Source organism: Pantoea phytobeneficialis (assembly GCF_009728735.1).
Lineage (GTDB): Bacteria > Pseudomonadota > Gammaproteobacteria > Enterobacterales > Enterobacteriaceae > Pantoea > Pantoea phytobeneficialis.
The window spans coordinates 459,871-477,005 of sequence record NZ_CP024637.1 but is presented as its reverse complement, the minus strand read 5'-3'; the positions used below and the strand labels follow the sequence as shown (position 1 = coordinate 477,005).

Sequence of the window (17,135 nt, the reverse complement as noted above, 5' to 3'; positions counted from 1 at the left end):
AGCATGGTCACCTTATCAAAGCGTGTGCAGTCCGTGTCTCTCTCCGCCAATGCTGCGGCGCGTCAGTTGACGCGCCAGCTTAAAGAGCAGGGCGTGGATATTCTCGACCTCACCACCGGGGAGCCTGATTTCGATACCCCGGCCCCTATCCGCCAGGCGGCTGTGGTAGCAATGGAAGCGGGCGAAACCCGTTATACGCCTACGCCCGGCACCACGGCGCTGCGCAAAGCGGTACAGCAGAAGCTGGCGCGGGAAAATCAGTTGTCGTATGAGGTGGAGCAGATCGCCATCGCCAATGGCGCTAAGCAGGTTATCTTCAACGCCTTTGCTGCCACCCTCAACGAGGGCGATGAGGTGATTGTGCCGGTGCCATACTGGCCGACCTTCCCGGACAGCGTGCGTTTTAACGGTGGCGAGCCGGTGTTACTGGCGTGCCCGCTGGAGCAGCAGTACAAGTTGCAACCGCAACAACTGGCTGCGGCAATCACCCACAAGACACGCTGGCTGGTGCTGAATAACCCCGGCAACCCTTCAGGTATGGTGTACAGCCACGAAGAGTTGACCGCGCTGGCGGCAGTGCTACGCGATCATCCCGACGTCCTGATCATGCTGGATGAGTTGTATGAACATATTCTGTTTGATGGTCGTCAGCACGTTAGCCTGCTGCACGTTGCGCCAGATTTAACACCACGCATCTTGCTGGTCGGCGGGGTATCGAAAACCTATGCCATGACCGGCTGGCGCATCGGCTTTGGCGCCGGTCCGAAAAAATTGATCAGCGCCATGACCGTGGTGCAGTCGCAAAACAGCTCCGGTGCCAGCGCCATCAGCCAGGCCGCTGCGGTCGCTGCGTTTAACGGGGGGCTGGATTTTCTGCCGCCGCAGCGCGAAGCGTATCAGCAACGACGTGATGCCATCATGGCAACGCTGAGTCAGGTGCCGGGTATTGAGGTGCTTAACCCGGAAGGGGCGTTTTTTATTTTCTGTCGCTGTGCTGGTCTGCTGGGGAAAACCCGCCCGGATGGCAAACGGCTGGAAAGTGAAGATGATGTGCTGAACTACCTGCTGGAAAGTGGGGTGTCCGGTGTCGCCGGCAGTGCCTACGGTTTGTCGCCGTATTTTCGTCTGTCGATTGCCACGGATATTGCGAGTGTCACCGAGGCAGGGCATCGCATTGCTCGTGCCTGTGCAGCATTGATTTAATTGCACGTCACCGTAGCGGCGCGATTTATCGCGCTCTTTTGACCTTTACGATGGAAAAAAACGCGCGATAAATCGCGCCGCTACGTAGCCTGGAAGAGAAGGGCAAGCCTTGCCCACGATGGAGCAAGGCGTTTTCCCTGAATATTAGATCAGGAAATCATCCAGCGAACCGCCAGCGTCGAGTACGCTTTTGATCGGGGAAGGCGTACGGCCCTGACCGGTCCAGAATTTCTCTTCACCGTTTTCATCGGTAAACTTATATTTCGCCGGACGCGGTGCGCGTTTTGCTTTAGGTTTGCTTTCGCCGTGAGTTAATTGCGCCAGTTCATTAATATCAATACCGTCGTTAAGCAGCATTTCTTTATACAGCGCCAGTTTTTCTTCTTTCTCGCGCTGTGCGGCATTTTCCGCCGCAGCTTCTTCACGACGTTCGGCGATCACCGCGCTGAGCTTTTCCAGCATTTCGTTTAAAACTTCAACCTCAATATCACGCGCCTGGGCACGCAGTGTACGAAGATTGTTCAATGCCTTCAGTGCATCGCTCATAAATAAACCCTTAGTAATGGTATGACTCAATCAAAAAAGGGCATTCTACGGGAAATGAAGGCAAAAGAAAATATTCTGTCGCAGCCAGATTAGTCCTGAAAAATATCGGGATATCAGGATGGCAAACTATAACCTGATATCCCGTCGTTCAAAGCGAGGATATTTTAGGCATCACGATAAAACGGAAAGCAGCCGGTAATCAGCGCAACCAGCAATAACACCAGGCAGGTTATAAACGACCAGCGTAATGTAAAGCGTTGAGCTTGCGCATAATCCAGTTTCAGCATGCCAATCAGTAAATAGGTTGAGGCAACCAGCGGGCTGAGAATATGCACCGGTTGTCCCACCAACGCGGCGCGTGCCATTTCAATTGGCGCGATACCATAATGTCCTGCCGCCTGAACCAGCACTGGCAACATGCCGAAATAAAACACATCGTTGGAAACCATCCAGGTGACCGGGATGCTTATTAACGCGGTAATTACCGCCAGATAAGGGCCAAGCGCAGGCGGAATCACGTTCACTATCGCGGTTGCCAGGCTATCTGCCATACCGGTTTCTGAGAAGATGCCGGTAAACACCGCAGCCGCGAAGATCAACCCGGCCACGGCGAGGATGGCCGGGGCATGGCGCGCAATTTGCTCCTGCTGCTGACTGAGTTGCGGATAGTTCACGACGAACATGATGGCGGTTGCCAGCATAAACAAATAGGCCATCGGCACCACATCCAGCACCAGCAAGGTCATGAGCGCGATTGTCAGCGCCCAGTTAAACCAGAAACGCCAGGCCACACAGGGTTTCTCTTCAAACTGCAATCCGCTCAGCGTTGCTGAGTGCCCGCGGTGAAACCCAATGCGGGTGCGCTCGCGGCGGCCCAGCAACCAGGCCATGACAAAGGTCCAGACCACGCAGGCCAGCAGCGGCAGCAGCATTGGCACAAACAAGGTGGCAACATCGGCATGCACCGCCGTAGCGGCACGCGCTGTCGGGCCACCCCAGGGAAACATATTCCCCAGGCCGGTGCATTGTAATAGCAGGCAGGCCACACTCAGTCTTGATAAGCCAACGCGTTCATATATCGGCATAAAAGCCGCCAGTACAATCATATATACCGTTGCGCCGTCACCATCCAGCGCCACAATAAAACCCAGCAGGGCGGTGCCGATAAATATTTTGACCGGGTCACCATCAACGGCGGATACGATGCGTTTAATAATCGGATCAAACATTCCGGCATCGGTGACGCTCATAAAATAAAGCATGGCGAAAATCAACATCACACCGGTGGGGGCAACGGTACGTAATCCTTTAATCACCATGGCACCCATTTCCGCACCCTGGCCGGATAACAGCGCGAAAATTGTTGGGATAATAATCAATGCCGTTAAGGCGGAGAGTTTCTTGCTCATTAATAAGCCGATAAAACAGCCGATCATAAGCACACTGAGGATTAACAGCATGGCAGGTGTCCTGTTCAGAGGTTTCGGGTATAAAAACAAACGACTATTTATTGTTCAGTCACACCTTTTTTCCCCTCATCATTCGGACATTATTATCCGGAAATTATTTTGACGAGAGCAAGGTGCATTTATGGGAAAAATGCGTGCAACTTCTTATTTTTAATAAAATTAAAATCGCTTCAGGTTATGATTTATCGCGGTATTATTTGCGCTCCTCAACCATATCGCGAAGAAATAAAACACGCCCGGCCACTGCAACCGGGCGCATAAATTAACCGTGATCGCGTGGTGAAGGCGCAATCGGTAATGGCAGGCGATAAAGTTTCACCGGATATTCTACGGTTGAAGGTTTCCCGCCGGTGGTGGCAGGCGTGCGGTTAATTTGTGCCGAAGGCATCCATAACGCCCCTTTAGAAATCCACATCGCATCAATCCAAACGAGGCGTGGATCCTGAATCACCGTGGTCACGGCACCATCCGGCGCAATGCGTTTGATGCTGCGGGTATTGATATCCGAGGCATAGATATTGCCCGCGGCGTCAATCGCCGTGCCGCCGGTGCTCCAGGTGTCGCGCACTTTCTCAGCGTGTAGTGCCACGTCAGCCGGTGAAAGTTTCTCGTCATTCAGATAACGGGTTTCGATGCGCGCCAGCGGTCCGGGAATAGCCTGATAGTAGAGCCATTTGCCATCAGGTGAGACTTCCAGCTGATCGAGGCCAACACGTTTTTCACGGCCATCGCGCAGGAACAGTTTTTTGCCGTCGGCATAGATTGGTTGATGATCGATAGAGAGCGGATGATCATCCAGTACGCGCCAGCTTTTACCACTTTTCATATTTAACACCACCAACCCCACCGCACCGGGATCGGTCAGATAGGCGTAATCCCCATTGAAACGCACATCATCCAGATAGCTGGTGGCTTTCAGTACCGGAGCGTTAAACACGTAGCTGCCGACCACGTTGCCGCTTTGCAGATTGATGCGTACCAGTTTGGCTGCACCTGCTACCGCGTGATCGCCGGTGCCGATGCCTTTGTTACCGGCATCCATCACCCAGAGATCGCCATCCGGGCCAATCCGCAGGGCATTAACGTGATAGAAATGATGCTCAGGATCGGTGCTCTGCCATTGATTCCAGGCCGCATCGGGATACGCCTTAAGCTGACCGTTCACCACTTCAGCCAGCTGTAAACCGCTGCCCTCCGATTGGGTCAGAGAGGCAAAAATGCGGCCATCGTGGCTGACGGTGATGCCATTCCACACCCGTGGGGAGGTGGTCACCTGTTGCAGGCGGCTATCTTGTTGGGTGGGTAGCTTAACCGGCAGGGTATCCTGTGCCAGTAGCGGTGCGGCGACGGTTACGGTCAGCGCCGCGATCAGCGCTTGCAGCGAATGCTTCATCCTTATCTTCCTTCTGAACATGGCAGGTTATTTGTTGCTCTGTTGTTAATGTCTTTCCATCCTGGCAGTCCGGAGTGATAAATTATATTCTCTGATTTTTATCAATTAATTCCTGGTGGGAATGAATGGAGCTGAAAGATCTGCATTATCTGCTGGCGGTGAAGGAGACCGGGCATCTGGGTAAAGCGGCGCAATCCCTTGGTATCACTCAGCCTGCGCTGACCAAATGTTTGCAGCGGCTGGAAAAGTTCTACGCCACCCGACTGATTTTGAAGGTCGGGCGTGGCATGCAACTGACGGAAGCGGGACTGCTACTTTGTGAACGTGCTCAAAAAGTCGTGCACATGATGCAGGTGACGCGCCAGGATTTACAGGCGTTGGGGGCAGGGACGGCGGGGGTGATCCGCCTCGGCGTGGCTGCCACCGCGGCAGAATTTATGCTGCCAATGCTGAGTCGTGATTTGCTACATAAAGCGCCAACGGCACGGCTGGAAGTGACCGTGGGGATGAATGACTTGCTGCAAAAAATGCTGCGGGAAAACAAGATCGATCTCATCCTCGGTTATTTGCCGGATGGCAACAGCGAGTTTATTACCCGCCCGCTGATTGACGATCCGGTGGTGATTGCCGCCAGCAAACGGCATCCGCTGGCGAATATCCATCCGACACCGGAACAGCTTGATCAATTTAACTGGCTGTTGCCTTCCATGCAGGTGGCGACGCGTCAGTGGCTGGAGCAACGTTTACGCAGCGGAGGCTATGCGCCCCCGCGCGTACAAATGGAAAGTAATACCTTGTCGCCGCTGCGTCAGGTCATCGCCAGTACGCAATTGCTGAGTTTTCTCTCGCGGCGTTTGCTGAAAGGCGAGGGCGAAGATGCCTCGCTGGTGGAGATTCCTCTGCCGCTGGTCACCATGCCCCGAACCTTTGGCTGGCAGTTCCGCTCTTTGAGCGAGCTTTCCCCCGCCTCACGTTTACTGGTTGATTTAGCGGAAAAACGCTGGCATTGGTAATACGATCTTCGTGATCCGTAGCGGCACGATTTATCGCGCTTTTGCCTCAATACGCAAACGGCTCGCGCGATAAATTGCGCCGCTACGGAGCTTTCCTTGAGTGATGATTGCCATCAGAAACTCTCATCTTTCCTTAATCATTGAAGAATAAGTGATTTTTCCACGAAAAAATTCTACGTAACTGGAAACAATTACTTGCAATGAAAATCTTAATGCGTATATTTCTCATTTGCTTTCTTAACGACATCTTTACTGTCGCACTGTACGTGCCGGGACGGCACAGTCAGGCGCTTATTTCCTCCTGACCGTTATTCTTCAACAGCTATTTATGGCCGGATGCCAGCAGACGCCAGCGGGCATGTCGTCATTAATAACAAAAAATTGAGGAATATTATGTCTTTCGAAGAAAAGCGCGTCAGGGAACACGCCCGGACTTCGCAGCGCGTGCTGCGGTTGTCAATGCTGGCGATGTTGATTACCTCGGGTATCGCCCATGCGGCAGATACGGCCAATAAAGAACAAACGCTGACGGTTAATGCCAGTGCCACGAATGCCGACCAGCAGGAGCAGGGCGCACAGGATTACAGCGTGCCTGTGACCCGTGCCGGTACCAAAATGGCGCTGACCGCGCGTGATATTCCGCAATCAGTCAGCATTATCAGCAAGCAACGTATGGAAGATCAGCAGTTGCAAACGTTGAATGACGTGCTGAAAAATACCACCGGTATCAAAAGTGTCAGTCAGGATATGGACCGCCCACTGTTCTATTCGCGTGGCTTCCTGATTGATAACTACATGATCGACGGCATTCCCACCGCGTTTGCTTCACGCTGGAACCTCGGCGATGTGCAGACCGATATGGCCCTTTATGAGCGCGTGGAAGTGGTGCGTGGCGCGACTGGCCTGCTCACCGGTCCGGGCAACCCTTCAGCCGCCATCAACATGGTGCGCAAACACGCCGACAGCAAAGAATTTACCGGCAGCCTTGAAGCCAGCTATGGCAGCTGGAATAAGCAACGCTATGTTGCTGACCTCTCCGCACCGCTGAGCGAAGATGGCCGCGTGCGTGGTCGCGTGGTGGCGGGTTATCAGGACCGTGACAGCTTTATCGAGCGTTACAATAACCAGAAACAGTTTGTCTATGCCGTGGTGGACGCCGATCTGACCGATTCCACCAAACTCTCGGTCGGTTATGAATTCAGCCAGGTTAACACTGATTCACCGATGTGGAGTGGTGCGCCGCGCTGGTACACCGACGGCACGCAGATTCGTACCCGCCGTGGTTATAACACCGCGCCGGACTGGGCCTATAACGACAAAGAGAACAAAAAGGTCTTTGTTAATCTGCAACAAAACTTCGATAACGGCTGGAACATCACGCTGAACGGCACGCACAACGAGATGTTTCTCGACAGTAAGATGCTGTATGTCGATGGCTATTTCGATAAATCCACCGGTATCGGCACCTCGCCGTATGCCAACTATCCAGTCATCGGTGGCACCGGTTATAACACCGGAAAACGTAAAGTCGATGCGGTGGATGCCTTCGCCAGCGGTCCGTATGAACTCTTTGGTCGTCAGCATGAGTTGATGGTGGGCGTGAGCTACAGCCGCCAGGACAACAAATACTACAGCGCCTGGGACAATATCTCTCCAACCCAGTTGGGTGACTACAGCGATTTCAACGGACAGTACCCGGAAACCGACTGGAACCCGCGTACCGAGTCCAGCGACAGCCAACTGGTGCGGCAGAAATCGACCTATCTTGCGACACGCATTTCTCTGGCCGATCCACTGCATGTGATCCTCGGTGCCCGTTATACCAACTGGAACCGCCAGACCATGAGTGCAGAGATGGAGAAAAACAACATCACCCCCTATGGTGGTGTGATTTATGACATCTCGGATAACTGGTCAGCCTATGCCAGCTACACCTCGGTATTCCAGCCGCAGGATTATCAGGATGCTTCCGGTGGTTACCTCTCCCCGGTGATTGGCAAAAACTACGAAGCTGGCGTGAAATCGGACTGGTATAACAGCCGTCTGACCACCACGTTCTCCGTATTCCGTTCTGAGCTGGACAATGTTGCGGTGAGCACCGGGCAGGTGAATGCCAGCACCGGCAACACCATTTATGAAGGCAAGAATGGCGTGGTCAGCAAAGGCGTCGAATTTGAAGTCAATGGTGCGTTGACCGATAACTGGCAGATGACCTTCGGCGGCACCACCTATCTGGCGGAAGATCGTAATGGCGATGCCTACAACTCGCAGCTGCCACGCACCTCGTTCAACCTGTTCACCAGCTATCGCCTGCCGCAACTGGACGCGTTAACACTGGGTGGCGGCGCGACCTGGCAATCAAAAACCTGGGGAGATGTGAGTGGTCCGGACGGCAATGGCACCTGGCGTGCCCGTCAGGGTAGCTATACGCTGGTGGATCTGTTTGCCCGTTATGACGTCACCAAAAACGTTAGCTTACAGGCCAACCTGAATAACCTGTTTGACAAAGAGTACGACACCAACGTCGGCAGCGGCGGCATTGTCTACGGTGAACCGCGAAACTTCTCGGTCAGCGCGACTTACCGCTTCTGATAATAAGACGCCTCTGCGGCGTCTTCTGTCGCGGCGCGATTAATCGCGCCGCGACGAATGAATATTACTGACCTTTTTGCGCTCTGGCGGCGGCCACCAGGCCATCCAGCCAGTCCTGATGACCATTAATCATCGGGTTCGGCTGGGCTTTAGCCAGCTCTTTCGCCGGGTTACCGTTTTGCGTTTCCTGGGTCAGGATGCGCACACGGTTGTCAGATAAATCTTCCACCAGCCAGGCGTGCAGCACATCAAGGCGATCTGCCGCCCCTTCTTCGCCAGCCCAGCCGTGCCACGCAACACGTCCCGCTTCATCGGCTGACGGCGCAACGTATTCTGTTACGCGGGCTTCAACCGGGAAACCAAAGGTTTCAAAGTAGAAGCGATCATCCTGTGCCAGTACCGGTCCTTTGTTGTCGTAGAAACGGGCATTGGCGGAGTTTTTGTAGTAGGTCGGCCACAGCGCCGGTGTCACCAGCAGCGGCCAAATGTCTGCGGCAGACAGACCCGCAACAATCACTTCATTAGAACAGTAGTTATCGGTAAAACCGGGGATAAAGCCTTCCGGCCAGACAATGGCATTCATTTTCATGGTAATCACCTCTCATGTGTTTTGATGGGATTAGCATGAGCCTGTTTTTCATATAAGTGAAATTGATAGTTATGATATTTGATATCACTGTTTTTTATCTCATGCCGGGTGCCTCCATGCGTAGCGGCGCGATTCATCGCGCTGTTACAAAACCGTGCCACTACAGGGGATGTTATGTCGCCGCGCCCAGGGCGGCTTTTCCCACCGAAGTGAAGATAGCGTCATCCTGCGGCGTATGGATACGGCCACACAACACGTTACGTAAGTGACGTTGTAACGGATTCTGGCGGGTTAAGGCGTGGTTGCCGATGCTCTCCACCATCAGTTGTACAGCGTGGATGGCGTTCTCCGTCACCACCTGTTTCACCTGGGAGGCATGCGCGCTGGCGATCTCTCCCTGCGCGCAGCTATGCAGCAAACAGGCATTGGTAAACAACCGGGTGTCGATTCGTCCCACTATCTCCTGAAAACGAGGCAGGGAGGCGAGTGGCGCGGCAAGGTTGGCCGGAACGCGTTGTTGCAGGAAAGCGATAAACCAGTCGCGCGCGCTTCGGGCGATGGCGTCATACAGGGTGCCAAGCAGCGTTGCCATCCATATCTGCTCCTCGTCACTCAATCCCGGTTTGGGTGTGCTCCAGGGGGCGACGTTCACCGCGTAATCGAAGGGGATCAGCACCTCATCCAGCACCACCCGATGGCTACAGGTGCCACGCATACCCAGATGATCCCACTCCTCGATAATACGGATGCCAGGCGCGCTGGCGGGTATCAGATAGCCACCGACCAGCGGATCGGCATCATCGCTGCTGGCCCACACCAGAAACCAGTGCAAACCGTGGCTGCCGGTGGAGTAAATCTTTTCACCGCTAACACGCCAGCCCTCGGCGGTACGCCGTGCCCGGGTACGCGGTAACCCCCCGCGTGCCGGAGTGCCCAGCTCGGGTTCCACCCGAAGCGCATTGATTAAAGCACCGTGCTGCCGAACGCTGGCGGCAACCTGCTGGCGTACGGCGTCAGGCCAGTCAGCGTCTTTGCCCAGACGGCGGGTATTGAGATATTGCATGATCAGAATCAGCGCGCTGGAAGGCTCTCCGCGTGCCACGGCAGCGATAACCGCCTGACATTCACGCAACGTCGCACCGCTGCCACCGGCTTCCAGCGGCAACGCGTAATGCAACAAACCGTGCTGGCGCAGCAGCGCAAAAATGGCGTGGGGAAAATCGCCGTTTTCATCCACGGCGGCTGCCTGGCTTTCTAACGAACGGGTCATCACCGGTAAAATTTCGTTGAGCAGAGAAATATTATCCGCCATTACGTGCCGCCTTATTCATGCATATTTTTAATAAGGTCTGATTGTTTATTTTTATGCCGGGGATGTAAAAGCAATAAAGCGGATAACCACATGCGTAATCGGCATAATTCTGCGGCTGGTTGCCACGGTTAATTACGATTAACCTGCCTGCTCCTGAAAAGAATTATTACAGCAACAACATCTCAACCTGCATTTATTTTTGGGAGTAAAACCATGCCAGTTAATTATTCACTTTCACGCCGCCATTTTCTCAGTTATTCCGCTGCCGCTATGTTGGCACCAGGCCAGGTGTTCGCTGACGATGCGATGGCCGGAATGCACATGTCCGGCGATTTATTGCAGGGCGGAGCGGGAAAATGGGCGTTGGCTAAACCCACCCACATTCGCATGGCGGTCAATCTGAACGCCATTTGCCTCGCGCCGGTGGTGGTGGCCGACCAGCATCAATTCTTTAAAGCGCACAACCTCGAAGTGGAGTTCGTCAATTTTGGCAACTCGACTGAACTGTTACTGGAATCGATCGCCACCGGTAAGGCTGAAGCGGCGATTGGCATGGCGCTGCGCTGGCTAAAGGCGCTGGAGCAGGGTTTTGATGTCAAGCTGACCGCCGGAACCCACGGCGGCTGTATGCGCCTGCTGACGCGTGATGATGGCCCGCGTTCGCTGGAACAATTGAAAGGCCAAACCATTGGGGTGACCGATATGGCTGGCGCGGATAAGAACTTTTTCTCGCTGCTGCTGAAAAAGCACGGCGTTGATCCCACTACCGACGTGAACTGGCGCGTCTTTCCGCAGGACCTGCTGCCGATGGTGTTACAAAAAGGCGAGATTCAGGCCGCCAGCGGCTCCGACCCGATTATGTGGCGTTTAACCCAGCAGCCGGGTTATCGCGAAGTGGCGACCAACCTGATGGATGAATACGCCAACCTGAGTTGCTGCGTGGTGGGGACGCGTGGCAGTTTGATCCGCGATCAGCCGGACGTCGCTGCGGCGATCACCCACGCGATTTTGCAGGCCCACGCTTACGCCGCACAACACCCGGAGGTCGTCGCTCAGGCGTTTAACGGCAAAGCGCTCAACACCACGCCACAGGAAATCGCCAGCGTGTTGAAAACCCATACCCACGGCCATTACTCGGTGGGCAATGCGTTTGTACAAGAGATTGATATCTATGCGCGGGATTTGAAAGCCATCAACGTATTGCGACCAGAAACCGATCCGCTGCTGTTCGCCAAAGGGATTACCTCGAATGTATTGGTCTGACCGTAACGGCGCGATACCTTGCGCATCGCGCCGTTACGGTCGTAATCAGGCAATCTTCTGCGAGGTTTGCACTGCACTCGCCAGTTTCAGGCTTTCCGCCGGAACCTGGTGAGCATAAAGCTGCGTTGAAAGGTCACTGCTGCCGCCATCCGCCAGTAACAACACGATGCGTTTGCCTCGGTTCTCCTCGCGTGCCGCCACCTGCTGCGCCGCCCACAACACCGCACCGGACGAATCACCAACCAGCACACCTTCACTTAACGCCAGTTGCCGTGCGGCGGCGTAGGCTTGCCAGGTGTCTACCGCAATCACCTCGTCATAGACGCGATGGTCAAGATTAGCGGGGATACGTTCCGGCGTCTGGTTGCTGAAGGCATGCACACCGGTGATCTCCAGCGGTTCCGGGCGTAATTCGCTGGGCTGCGAAGCGATACCGGGTTCCACCGCGATGATCTGCACTGCCGGATTTTGCGCCTTCAGGTAGCGTCCGGTGCCGGTGAGGGTGCCACCCGTAGTGTTGCCAATCAGTTCGGTGATGGAACCAGCAATCTTTGCCACCATAGTCGACCTCATGTAGTCAGGGGTTACCATTGCACCGCACTACGCTGCCACGCCAGAGTGCGGTCACGAATCAGGAACAGCAGGGAGATGAGTGAGGAGAACAACAACGCCATCACGATCAGCGCGGCATACATATTGGCGTAAGCCGCCCAGCCCTGCGCCCATTGCAGATACCAGCCAAGGCCTGATTTCACCCCCATCATTTCCGCCGCTACCAGCACCGAAAACGACGCACCCAATCCCATAAACAAACCCACGAACAGATGAGGTAACGCGGCCGGGACTGCCACCCGCAGCACCAGGAACCACGCGTTTGCCCCCAGGGTGCGCGCCACATCGTAGTAACGACTATCGACACTGGCGACGCCCGACCAGGTCAGCACCGTCACCGGGAACCAGGTTGCCAGCGCAATCAAAAATACCGCCGCCGAGAAGCTGGACGGGAAGAAATAGAGTGACAGCGGCAACAGCGCCGTTGAGGGCACCGGCCCAAGGAAGCGTAAAATCGGATGGACCCAATATCCCAACCCACGCGACCAACCGATGGCGACACCGGTGACAAAGCCAACCAGGCTACCGTAGAGAAACCCCAATGCCAGCAGGCGCAGCGAGTTGAGCACGCTGTCAAGCAGACGCGGCCAGTCGGTGGCGTACGCCTCAATCAGCGCGCGCGGTGGCGCAAAGAAGGGGGCGGGCAGCAACGCCAGCTTGGCGGTGACGATCTCCCACACGCCGATTAGCACTGCCAGTACCATCAGCCAGGGGCCGCTGCGCTTGAGAGGGGAAAGTGCCTGCAACCGGGGAAACAGACCGGCAATAATCGCCAGCACGCTGAGTAACCCCGCCAGAGCGGCAAACAGTTCATGGGTTTGATCGACAAAACGCGGCGCAGCGAAGCCAACTGGCTTATCTGGCACCGCCACCATCAGCGCTACCAGCGCCCACCACAACACCAGCGCACCCCAGATGGCGGGCTGCACCCGGCGTACGCTTGCCTGACTGCGGGTTATCGTCAGCGTTTCACTGGCCATCATTGTCTCCTTAGCTGGACATGTTACTCATCGACGCCAGGGTGCTGGCGTGATGGTGGCTGGAGGACTCGGTCAGCAACTGCGGGACGTAGTGCTCGGCAAAGCGCTGCGCATCCGTATCTGGCCGGATTACATTGATTTTCTTCAATTCATCGACATACACCGCGACTTCACTGCGCAATTGCGCGCCAGTGGAGTGGTGATGGTGCGTATGCTCGCGCAGCATGGCGGCAATATCCGCTACCGGTACTGAGCCGGGGACAAACGGCTGGAAAATGCGCGCGGTTTCATCGGGGTGGTCGGCGGTCCACTGCTGAGCATCGACAATCGCCTGGGTGATTGCCCGCGCGGTGGCCGGATCGTCACGCACCAGCGAGCCACGCAGGCCCAGCACACAGCAGGTGAGGTGGGCGTATTCCCCGTTGAGGTTGTTGTCCACCTCCACCAGGTTATGCTGCTTTTTCAGCAACCAGCCCTGGGGATCGTCGGTCGCCAGCGCCTGCACTTCACCTTTGCGCAGGGCTTCCCCGAACAGGTCAGAGGGATATTGCAGCCAGTTCACCTGGGTATCAGGATTGATGCCCTGTTTCGCCAGTTGAATGGCGAAGAAGTTGCGGATCGGGCTGGCCTGGTCGCTCACCGCCACGGATTTGCCCACCAGATCTTTCACCTGATGGATACCGCTGTTTTGCGGTGCCAGCAGACGCATACAACCGCCGTGGGTACCGACAGTAAGATCGACATCAAAACCCTGCTCGAGCGGTTTAAGCCAGCGCAGCGCCATGCCGATGCCGCCATCCGCCTGTCCGGTCGCGATTGCCTGCAACAGCGCATCGGTTGGCCCGCTAAAGTTAACCGGCTCAACATTCAGGCCATATTTTTTAAAGAAACCTTGTTTGAGCGCGACGGAAATGGGGGCCTGACAGACAGCGGTTTGCCCCCAGGCCAGTTTGACGGTTTTCAGCGTGTTATCCGCCGCAAATACCGTCGGATTTACCGCGCTAGCGGCACCCAGCAAACCTAATCCACGTAATAAGCGGCGGCGAGTGAGAGAGATATTGTGCATTGCCATCATTCCTTCCATGTAAAAAAATCACTTCAGGCACTATGGCAAAGCCTGACTGCGCCACCAAATAACAATCCCGCATGTCTTCATGCAATTTCCCTTTATGTTTTTCGGGGGTATTGATTGCCGAAATTGCTATTTCGTGGGCGAGAAGGCGCGTGCTAATTATTTTTTATTTTTCTGAACAGTGGGAGCAAATATATGGCGGGTGAACTGTCAGGGGTGAATATTGCGATAGAAAAAGTCAGCCACCATTTCAGCCTTGAAGGCAGGGCGTTACCGGTACTGGAAAATATTAATCTGCACGTTGCCGCCGGAGAATTTGTGGCATTGCTCGGGCCGTCGGGCTGTGGCAAATCGACGCTGCTGCGTCTGCTGGCTGGCCTCGAACAACCGGTCAGCGGCTTGCTGGCGGAAGAGGGGCGCGCCATCACCGCGCCCGATCCGTCGCGCGTGGTGGTGTTTCAGGACCCCACGCTCTATCCGTGGCGGACGGTGTACGACAATGTCGGTCTTGGCCTGCAAATCCGTGGTGAGGGCCGCACGGTGCGGGAACAGCGTATCAATGCGATGTTGGATCGCGTCGGCCTGACGCAGTTTGCCCGTGCCTGGCCGCACCAGTTATCCGGCGGTATGGCGCAACGTGCCGCATTGGCGCGGGCGCTGGTCAATCATCCACGTCTGCTGATCCTGGATGAACCGCTGGGTAAGCTGGATTCATTAACCCGCCTGCGTATGCAGCAGGAGATCGTCGATTTGTGGCAGGAGCAACAATTCACCACCCTGATGGTGACGCACGATGTGGAAGAAGCGTTGGTCATGGCGAATCGCGTGGTGGTGTTCAGCCCGCGTCCGGCGAAAGTGCTGGATATCATCACGGTGGATTTACCCTGGCCGCGCCGTCGCGACGATGCACAGTTGGTGGCGCTGCGCAGCCGCATTCTCGATCTGCTGGGGGCAGAGCGAGCGGCAGCCTGAGAAACGCGCGATAAATCGCGCCGCTACACGTCATACTCCCCCGTAGCGGCGCGATTTATCGCGCAATGTTTTGCGATTTATCGCGCAAGGTGTTTAGTGCTGAAACCGTAACGCGACACCGAACGCGTGTTCGGCCGCCACCCTCACCGCGTTCTCCGCCTCGCTAAAGGGCACGTCCCCCAGCAGCAAACAGGCTTTCACCTTACTCAGGTCCTGGGTGTGCAGGCTGAGTGCCGCCATGCGTGCGCTGCCATCGTAATCGTCCGGCAGGCTGTTAAATCGCTTCACCACGTACTCGGCGGCAGCGAAGCGCACCGTTGCGGCACCGGCTTTCAGCACAAAAGCCCCTTCCTGACAGGCCACCAGCCGTCCGGCACCAAACAGCCGGCTATACACCAGCGCGGCGGCTGCCGGATCCTGCGCCACCACCACAAACTCGACGATGTTGCTGACCCCATTCGGGTGCTGCTGCCATGCCGGTTGCCAGACCGCCTGCGGTGTTTCATGCTGGCAGAATAAGCTGCGGCCATTCGGCACCAGATCGCTGCGTAAACGCACGGTACGGAAGCGAGCCTGTTGCGCTGAACCATCCGGCAGCGTCACCGGCCGATAAAAACTGGCGGGTGGCTCGCCATCAATATCCAGGCTCTCCAGATAACGCCACACTGCGTCAGCATCATCACTTTTCCACACCAGGCCGCTCAATCCGAGGGGGGACTGCCAGAGATCCTGACGCAGATTGCCGCGCGCCGCTTCATAACCCAGCAATTCCAGATAATTCTCGCCAAACACCGCCAAATGATTGCTGGACCCGAGCGAGTGGTGACCACGTTCGGTCAGTTGAAAACCCAGCCGCTGAAACAGCGTGCTGGCTGCATCGAGTTGATCTGCCACGTTGATCACCACATGATCGAGACGTGGCAGCGGAACGGTTATCGCCATCGGTTTTCTCCTTGTTCTCACCGTCACGAGGCCAGTTCCTGCGCTTGCTGCACCTCAGCCAGCGCCCGCTGTGCCAGGGCCGTAAAATATTGCACCGCCGGGGCGAGCATCGCTTCATCCGGGTCGAAGGCGGGATGATGCAACCCGTGTGTGCTGGCGCTGCCGATGTTGACAAATACCCCCGGCACCTGATGCAGATAAAAGGCAAAATCCTCGCCGCCCATCTGCGGTGTCGCGGTATGGATGTCATATCCCTGCTGTTGCGCCAGATGCAGCGCCACCTCTGCCCACGCCGGGGTATTGATCAGCGAAGGTGGGCCAGGTTGCCACACCAGCTCGGCGCCACCGTCAAAGCCTGCGGCGATACCGGCAATCAGGCTGCGGATTCTTTGCGGAATCTCTGCGCGGATGGCGGCATCATGGGTACGCACCGTCCCTTCCAGCTCCACCTGATGCGGCAACACATTCCAGCTATTGCCTGCGGTAAAACGCGTCACGCTGACCACCACCGATGCCAGCGCGCTGAATACCCGGCTGGGCAGATGTTGCAACGCGGTGACGATGTGGCTGGCAATAACGATCGCATCAATGCCCTCATGCGGGCGCGCGGCATGGGCGCCTTTGCCGCTAATGTTGATCTGAAAACGATCGACATTGGCGTACATCGCACCGCCACGGGTACGCAGCGTGCCAACCGGCAAATCTGGCGCGTTGTGTAAACCAAAAATCGCCTGCACCTCCTCCAGCGCGCCTGCATCAATCAGCTGCTGTGCACCGTTGAAGGTTTCCTCTGCGGGTTGAAACAGGATGCGTACCCGGCCAGGCAGTTGCGCTTCAATGCGTTTGAGCTGATGCGCCACCCCCAGCATCACGCTGCTGTGCAGGTCGTGACCACAGGCATGCATCACGCCCGGCTGTTGGGATTGCCACGGTTGCTGCGTCAATTCCTCAATCGGCAGGGCATCAATATCAGCGCGTAACGCAATCACCGCGTCGCCCTGACCAATCTCCGCGACCACCCCGGTGCTCAGGCCGAGCGGCAACACGCGAATGTTTGCCTGTTGCAGCCAGCGGGTAATCCGTGCGGTGGTGGCGTGTTCCTGATTGGATAACTCAGGGTGCTGATGCAGTTCACGTCGCCAGTGGATCAGTTGTTCTGTGGAAATGGCCGTCATGG

The 17,135-nt window shown here is 55.9% G+C and carries 15 protein-coding genes; 5 read left to right on the top strand and 10 right to left on the bottom strand.

Annotation, left to right across the window (positions count from 1 at the left end; all coding sequences use genetic code 11):
- Positions 1 to 3 precede the first annotated feature (3 nt).
- A complete protein-coding gene (locus CTZ24_RS22435; protein ID WP_208725805.1) occupies positions 4 to 1,203 on the top strand; it encodes an aminotransferase class I/II-fold pyridoxal phosphate-dependent enzyme in 1,200 nt (399 codons plus the stop codon).
- Between the two features lie 144 nt (positions 1,204 to 1,347).
- On the opposite strand, the gene CTZ24_RS22430 is transcribed toward CTZ24_RS22435, so the two are convergent.
- The 3 genes from CTZ24_RS22430 to CTZ24_RS22420 all read right to left on the bottom strand — a co-directional run bounded on the left by CTZ24_RS22430 (position 1,348) and on the right by CTZ24_RS22420 (position 4,611).
- On the bottom strand, positions 1,348 to 1,749 hold the full coding sequence (locus CTZ24_RS22430) for an H-NS family histone-like protein (protein WP_208725796.1): 402 nt from the start codon (positions 1,747 to 1,749) through the stop codon (positions 1,348 to 1,350).
- Positions 1,750 to 1,913: 164 nt separating this feature from the next.
- Positions 1,914 to 3,209: a CitMHS family transporter gene (locus CTZ24_RS22425; RefSeq protein WP_208725794.1), complete on the bottom strand. Its 1,296-nt coding sequence runs from the start codon at positions 3,207 to 3,209 to the stop codon at positions 1,914 to 1,916.
- A gap of 271 nt (positions 3,210 to 3,480) precedes the next feature.
- On the bottom strand, positions 3,481 to 4,611 hold the full coding sequence (locus CTZ24_RS22420; protein ID WP_208725792.1) for an L-dopachrome tautomerase-related protein: 1,131 nt from the start codon (positions 4,609 to 4,611) through the stop codon (positions 3,481 to 3,483).
- Positions 4,612 to 4,736: 125 nt separating this feature from the next.
- Here CTZ24_RS22420 and CTZ24_RS22415 point away from each other — a divergent pair, with 125 nt between their 5' ends.
- Both CTZ24_RS22415 and fhuE read left to right on the top strand, forming a co-directional pair.
- Positions 4,737 to 5,624, top strand: coding sequence for a LysR family transcriptional regulator (locus tag CTZ24_RS22415; protein ID WP_208725789.1), 888 nt, complete (start codon positions 4,737 to 4,739; stop codon positions 5,622 to 5,624).
- 393 nt (positions 5,625 to 6,017) lie between these two features.
- On the top strand, positions 6,018 to 8,216 hold the full coding sequence (gene fhuE / locus CTZ24_RS22410; RefSeq protein ID WP_208725788.1) for a ferric-rhodotorulic acid/ferric-coprogen receptor FhuE: 2,199 nt from the start codon (positions 6,018 to 6,020) through the stop codon (positions 8,214 to 8,216).
- Between the two features lie 64 nt (positions 8,217 to 8,280).
- Here fhuE and CTZ24_RS22405 read toward each other — a convergent pair whose 3' ends face one another.
- Together CTZ24_RS22405 and CTZ24_RS22400 are read right to left on the bottom strand one after the other, a co-directional pair.
- Positions 8,281 to 8,799 (bottom strand): SRPBCC family protein, encoded by a 519-nt coding sequence (locus tag CTZ24_RS22405; RefSeq protein WP_208726608.1) that lies wholly within the window; start codon positions 8,797 to 8,799, stop codon positions 8,281 to 8,283.
- A gap of 178 nt (positions 8,800 to 8,977) precedes the next feature.
- On the bottom strand, positions 8,978 to 10,117 hold the full coding sequence (locus CTZ24_RS22400; RefSeq protein WP_208725786.1) for an acyl-CoA dehydrogenase family protein: 1,140 nt from the start codon (positions 10,115 to 10,117) through the stop codon (positions 8,978 to 8,980).
- Positions 10,118 to 10,330: 213 nt separating this feature from the next.
- On the opposite strand from CTZ24_RS22400, the gene CTZ24_RS22395 reads away from it, so the two are divergent.
- Positions 10,331 to 11,380 carry an ABC transporter substrate-binding protein gene (locus CTZ24_RS22395; protein WP_208725784.1) on the top strand — a complete coding sequence of 350 codons (1,050 nt, stop codon included), beginning with the start codon at positions 10,331 to 10,333 and terminating at the stop codon, positions 11,378 to 11,380.
- A 45-nt stretch (positions 11,381 to 11,425) separates the two neighbouring features.
- Here the strand turns inward: CTZ24_RS22395 and CTZ24_RS22390 are convergent, their stop codons facing one another.
- Genes CTZ24_RS22390 through CTZ24_RS22380 form a run of 3 tightly spaced genes read right to left on the bottom strand, consistent with a single transcriptional unit; the run spans position 11,426 to position 14,044 of the window.
- Complete coding sequence (locus CTZ24_RS22390) at positions 11,426 to 11,941, bottom strand: pyridoxal-phosphate dependent enzyme (protein WP_244634058.1); 516 nt, start codon at positions 11,939 to 11,941, stop codon at positions 11,426 to 11,428.
- Between the two features lie 23 nt (positions 11,942 to 11,964).
- A complete protein-coding gene (locus tag CTZ24_RS22385; protein ID WP_208726606.1) occupies positions 11,965 to 12,972 on the bottom strand; it encodes an ABC transporter permease in 1,008 nt (335 codons plus the stop codon).
- 10 nt (positions 12,973 to 12,982) lie between these two features.
- The gene (locus tag CTZ24_RS22380; protein ID WP_208726599.1) at positions 12,983 to 14,044 is read right to left on the bottom strand and encodes an ABC transporter substrate-binding protein; all 1,062 of its coding nucleotides are present in this window, start codon (positions 14,042 to 14,044) and stop codon (positions 12,983 to 12,985) included.
- Between the two features lie 195 nt (positions 14,045 to 14,239).
- Between CTZ24_RS22380 and CTZ24_RS22375 the strand changes: the two genes are divergently transcribed.
- Positions 14,240 to 15,016: an ABC transporter ATP-binding protein gene (locus CTZ24_RS22375; RefSeq protein WP_208725782.1), complete on the top strand. Its 777-nt coding sequence runs from the start codon at positions 14,240 to 14,242 to the stop codon at positions 15,014 to 15,016.
- A gap of 93 nt (positions 15,017 to 15,109) precedes the next feature.
- Here CTZ24_RS22375 and CTZ24_RS22370 read toward each other — a convergent pair whose 3' ends face one another.
- Together CTZ24_RS22370 and CTZ24_RS22365 are read right to left on the bottom strand one after the other, a co-directional pair.
- Entirely contained in the window at positions 15,110 to 15,958 is an 849-nt protein-coding gene (locus tag CTZ24_RS22370; RefSeq protein WP_208725775.1) for a VOC family protein, read from the bottom strand.
- Between the two features lie 23 nt (positions 15,959 to 15,981).
- Positions 15,982 to 17,133 carry an amidohydrolase gene (locus CTZ24_RS22365; RefSeq protein WP_208725773.1) on the bottom strand — a complete coding sequence of 384 codons (1,152 nt, stop codon included), beginning with the start codon at positions 17,131 to 17,133 and terminating at the stop codon, positions 15,982 to 15,984.
- Positions 17,134 to 17,135 lie beyond the last annotated feature (2 nt).